The sequence below is a fragment of the Sinomicrobium halophytocola genome (genome assembly GCF_052983395.1).
The window spans coordinates 1-4,802 of record NZ_JBRKIT010000041.1 but is presented as its reverse complement, the minus strand read 5'-3'; the positions used below and the strand labels follow the sequence as shown (position 1 = coordinate 4,802).

At 40.9% G+C, this 4,802-nt stretch carries 6 protein-coding genes and 1 pseudogene; 1 reads left to right on the top strand and 6 read right to left on the bottom strand.

Annotated features, from left to right (window positions below; genetic code table 11):
- From ACVBDY_RS18415 to ACVBDY_RS18395, 5 genes and pseudogenes are all read right to left on the bottom strand, one after another.
- Positions 1–314, bottom strand: a pseudogene (locus tag ACVBDY_RS18415) (ABC transporter permease); the annotation flags it as partial.
- Positions 315–412: 98 nt separating this feature from the next.
- Positions 413–529, bottom strand: a complete 117-nt coding sequence (locus tag ACVBDY_RS18410) for an RteC domain-containing protein (RefSeq protein ID WP_447176931.1) — start codon at positions 527–529, stop codon at positions 413–415.
- A complete protein-coding gene (locus ACVBDY_RS18405; RefSeq protein ID WP_447176930.1) occupies positions 474–647 on the bottom strand; it encodes a hypothetical protein in 174 nt (57 codons plus the stop codon). The genes ACVBDY_RS18410 and ACVBDY_RS18405 overlap by 56 nt, the downstream gene beginning before the upstream one ends.
- A 257-nt stretch (positions 648–904) precedes the next feature.
- Entirely contained in the window at positions 905–2,050 is a 1,146-nt protein-coding gene (locus ACVBDY_RS18400; RefSeq protein WP_447176929.1) for an MFS transporter, read from the bottom strand.
- A complete protein-coding gene (locus ACVBDY_RS18395) occupies positions 2,043–3,137 on the bottom strand; it encodes an aldo/keto reductase (RefSeq protein ID WP_447176928.1) in 1,095 nt (364 codons plus the stop codon). The genes ACVBDY_RS18400 and ACVBDY_RS18395 overlap by 8 nt, the downstream gene beginning before the upstream one ends.
- A gap of 130 nt (positions 3,138–3,267) precedes the next feature.
- Here ACVBDY_RS18395 and ACVBDY_RS18390 point away from each other — a divergent pair, with 130 nt between their 5' ends.
- Entirely contained in the window at positions 3,268–4,179 is a 912-nt protein-coding gene (locus ACVBDY_RS18390; protein WP_447176927.1) for a helix-turn-helix domain-containing protein, read from the top strand.
- Between the two features lie 77 nt (positions 4,180–4,256).
- Here the strand turns inward: ACVBDY_RS18390 and ACVBDY_RS18385 are convergent.
- The coding region (locus tag ACVBDY_RS18385) for an ABC transporter permease (RefSeq protein WP_447174695.1) at positions 4,257–4,802 on the bottom strand (546 nt) is incomplete at its 5' end.

Below are 4,802 nucleotides of genomic sequence, written 5' to 3'. Positions count from 1 at the left end.
GTGCCGACCGGATCCTTAAGCCGCATGGCCTTCACAGCAGCTTCATTCAAGAGAATGGCCATACTGTCGGTGGGATACCGGTACACATCAATATCGCGGCCGGCAACCAATTCGATACCGAACGTCTCGGTGAAACCGGCATCCGTACCCATCCGCACGAATTCCAGTTTCTCATCAGCTTTCGTACTGCCTTCCCAATGGAATCCCCAACTGTCGCTCCACTGTTGTGTAATGGGGTTGGCCGAAAGGGAGACGGATGTCGCGGCATTGCTTCCGAGTAATTCGTTTTTAATGGAGGTATAATTCTTATCCATATCGCCCTGAAAAAAGAGGTATACCAGATTATTCCGGTTATACCCGGCATCCCGGTCCAGCCCATATTGGATCTGGCGGTAAACGATTGTAAGGCTCCTTAAAAAATAATACTATTAAGACCATCGTGGAAATTGATGTTGCCTAACCTAAAATAGGTTTCATCTCGGTCGGTTCTTCCTGAACGATAATATCTGTAAAAATCTGAATTGTAGATATGCTCTCTGTATTCCTGTTTTAATTCCTGCAATTGTTCTGAAAAATAACTCGCGTACAATTTTCACCTCATCAACAGGACAGGCTGTCTGTGTACGAAATATCCTATTGTGGTATATGAGTTTCGACAGGATGTATGACTTAATGTTGTCAAAGAAGTTGATTTCCTCCCAATGGTTTTTAAAGCCTTGCTTTGTAATATCTTTATCGGCTGCAAGAACTCAGGTATCTTGTCATCTGGTACGCTTCATCAATTATATTAGGTGCAGGCAGCGAAATTGCGTTTTCTTTTCGCTGTATCTCCGAGATAATATAATTTAATGAAGATACTATTTCAGTTAGTTTGTTTAATATACTTCTTTTCTAAAATACAATTTCACGGCTTTAAAAACCGAGATAAGCTACCTATAAATAATGATGAAACGACCAATAGCACAAATGCCATCCTTAGATTGAAATATTCTGACAGGATGCCAATTAAAGGCGGCCCTATCAGAAAACCAATAAATCCAATAGTCAACACGGATGCAATGCCCGAAGCCGGAGCCATTCTTTTCGTTTTGCTTGCCATCCCTGCCACAAGCGGAACCATTGAGGAAATGCCCAATCCAATCAATCCAAAACCAATCGAACTTCCTGTAAGGCATGGATAAATAATTGCAATCGATGTTCCCGAAAAAATAAGGCAGGCGTTTATCTGCATAAGATTTCTAATTCCGTATCTATCCAATAGAAAACTATTCGCAAATCTGCCTGCGGTCATCATTGCCATAAAAGCCGAATAGCCAATCCCTATATTGTCTTTTACATCATGCACCTCTTTTTGAAAATAAACCACGCTCCAATCATACATTATGCTTTCACAAATCATGGCAAAGAATGCAATCACTCCAAGTATGATGAGGGATTTTTCGGGTATGGCAAATGTTTTTCCGACCTGCTCCAATTCGGGATTGTAAAAAAGATAGCGTTTCGCTAACAGGATGATGGATATTCCCAAAGAAGCGACAACAATAAATTGCGTTACCGTCGGTACTCCGTTTTTGATTAACAGTGTTCCGACAGATGCCCCTATAAAACCCGCCACACTCCAAATACCATGAAAAAAGGGCAATAAAGTTTTATTTACGTTTTGCTCCGCAAGAGTTCCCTGCGTATTCATAGACACATTTACGGCACTATAAAACAGTCCCGACAGGAAAAGACTGGTAACGAGCTGTATCGTTGTATTGCTCAATCCTATTATTACCAATATGATATGGTATAAAACCAAACCCCAAACGGCTACTGATTTACTTGAATATTTTTTGATAAGCCAACCCGAAACGGCTAATGAAACCCATAAGCCAACAGGCATGGCAAACAAAACACTACCCAATTGTCCATCGGACAGGTTTAGTTTTTGCTGAATATCGGCTACTCTTGAAGTCCAAGTGGTGAAACTCAACCCTAATAAAAAGAATACGATACCAACTGCAATATTCCGATTGTTGAAAACGTACTTTTCAGGCTCTCTATTCATGGCGTTCACCGTCATTTTGTGGAAGTATCTCGGCTACATTTGATTTTATGCCGTTTATGGTTGTTCCTGCCTGTAAAAGGTCTGCTGTACCATTTAGTAAGTTATGTGGAAACGGCAGTTCAGGAACAGACAATTCGTTTAAGGATTGCTGTTCTTCAATGGACAGTTCCAATTCCGAAGCCTTGATATTCTGCTTTAACTGTTCCAATGTCCTTGCACCGAGCAAAGTCGAGGTAACTCCTTTTTGATGCATTACCCATGCAATGGAAACAGCCGATACAGGAACGTTTCTATCTTTTGCGATAGCAGTTAATTGTTCGATTATCCGATAGGTTTTTTCCGGAAGCTCTGGACTTATCCTGCTTTCATTCCTGCCACTTAATTGCCGACCTTTGTTTTCTCTCATATACTTTCCGCTCAATATCCCCTCTTTTAATGGTGACCAAGGCATAACACCCAATCCCATATCCAAAGCCATAGGGATTAGCTCGTTTTCCACCGACCTTTCCAAAAGAGAATACTCTAATTGCAGACCGATAAATGCCGACCAACCTCTGAATTTTGCGAGCATTTGAGCCTCCGTGATTTTCCATGCAGGGGTATCGGAAATAGCTATATATCGTATTTTCCCTGCACTCACCAAATCTTGCAAGGCCGAAAGCGTTTCTTCTATTGGAGTATAGGGGTCAAAAGCGTGAAGCCAATAGAGGTCTATATAATCTGTCTGTAACCTCCGTAAAGAATGTTCCAGCGATTGGATAATACTTTTTCTGCTCGCTCCGCCACCGTTAGCATCATAAGGGTACATATTGCCCCAAAATTTTGTGGAAATAACCAAAGCATCCCTCCGAACGGATTTGTTAGCTAAAAAATTTCCAATGATTTTTTCCGAATGACCTTTTGTGTAAATATTTGCCGTATCAATAACATTCCCACCGTTTCCAATATACTCATCCAGTATCTCATTAGCATCCGCAGGATTAGTTCCCCAACCCCAATCTTCGCCAAAGGTCATCGTTCCTAATGTTAAGGGGCTGATACGTAACCCCGATTTTCCCAATGTCCTGTAATCTGATAAACCCATCATTTTTATGTTTTAAATTCTACCTGTACAAAATTAGAAAGGGCAATTGGGTGAAAATGTCCGCAATCAAACGAACCATATCGAAAATCAATCAATATTAGTTTCCTGCCTATGCGTTTAGTAAATTAGCATTATGAATAACCTCAACGACATAGTGGACTTTTACAAAAAGAAAAACCTAAATGTCCCTACTTATTTCCAATGGGGAACAGGGCATTTTGATGTGATGAAAATTGATACGGTGAAGAAAAGAGATGATGCTATATCGTTGCTCTCGTTTACACGAAAAAGCCTCTACAAAATAAAATTGGTACAGGGTAAATGCAAATGTCATTATGCGGATAGGACTATCGAAATCGAAAAATATGCGTTGGTTTTTATTAACCCAATGATACCCTTTCTGCTTGAAGAAACAGAAGAACCGATAAAAGAATACTTCTGCATTTTCAACGAAGAATTTTTTAGCAACTTCGGGGATATAAAGACTTACCCCGTTTTTCAAAATCATCATGATAACGTATTTGGTTTATCGGAGGATGAATATCTGACATTTGAAACTCTATTGGATAATATGAAAGAAGAACTTCGCTCTGATTACGAATACAGGTTTGATGCTGTTCGTAATCTCGTATATGAGCTTATCCATAAGGCAATAAAAATAAATGGCGTACAACGTAAAGTAACGAAAAGAAACGGTGCTGAAAACCGGATAACATTGCTCTTCGAGGAACTGTTAGCTTTACAATTCCCATTGCATTCCACTTCTGACAGCGTTAAACTTAGGAAACCCAAAGACTTTGCTGAACGGCTTTCGGTATCAATCAATCACTTGAATAAATCCGTTAAACACATCCGTAATAAAACTACTTCGGAAATCATTACGGACAGAATATTGCAGGAAGCCAAAATATTGCTAAAGGTTACAGGTTGGTCAGTTTCGGAAATTGCTTACTCCTTAGGCTATGAAACTCCGTCAAGGTTTATCTATACTTTCCGCAAAAATATAGGTGTGCCACCACTGGCATACAGGAATGAAAATACATAAACCAAGATTTTTCTTCGCATGAAAAGATTACTCACTAAAAATCCAGGTATTATTTTCCCTTAATCGCTAATAGTTCCTTATTCATCCCTCAAACTATCCACCGGGTTGGCCACTGCCGCTTTAATGGCCTGCCAACTCACCGTCACGATGGTAATCAACGCCGCCAGCACCCCTGTCAGGGCAAATACCCACCATTCGATACCGATCCGGTACGAATAACTGGCTAACCACTTGTTCATGGCATACCAGGCTATGGGGGAAGCGATGACGAACGATAACATCACCAGTTTCAGAAAATCCTTAGACAATAACCGCGTAACGCTCCATACCGATGCGCCGAGCACCTTCCGTACCCCGATTTCTTTGGTACGGCTCTCGGCCATATAGGCCGCTAACCCGAACAGGCCTAAACATGATATCACAATAGTAAGTATAGCAAACAGTCCGGCCAACTTTCCCGAACGCTCGGCATTCCTGAATTTCAGTGCATAATTTTCATCGGCAAATACATACTCAAACGGATATTGCGGATTGTATGTCTTGAAAATCTTTTCCATCCGGGCGAGGTTACCGGTTGTACTGTTATCCGGGTTCAGCTTCACGTGCAGGATGTTCGGCGAATA

Excerpts from the sequence above, each read along its gene's own strand:
- ACVBDY_RS18395 (WP_447176928.1), bottom strand. The coding sequence starts at position 3,137 with ATGATGGGTTTATCAGATTACAGGACATTGGGAAAATCGGGGTTACGT.
- ACVBDY_RS18400 (WP_447176929.1), bottom strand. The coding sequence starts at position 2,050 with ATGAATAGAGAGCCTGAAAAGTACGTTTTCAACAATCGGAATATTGCA.
- ACVBDY_RS18390 (WP_447176927.1), top strand. The coding sequence starts at position 3,268 with ATGAATAACCTCAACGACATAGTGGACTTTTACAAAAAGAAAAACCTA.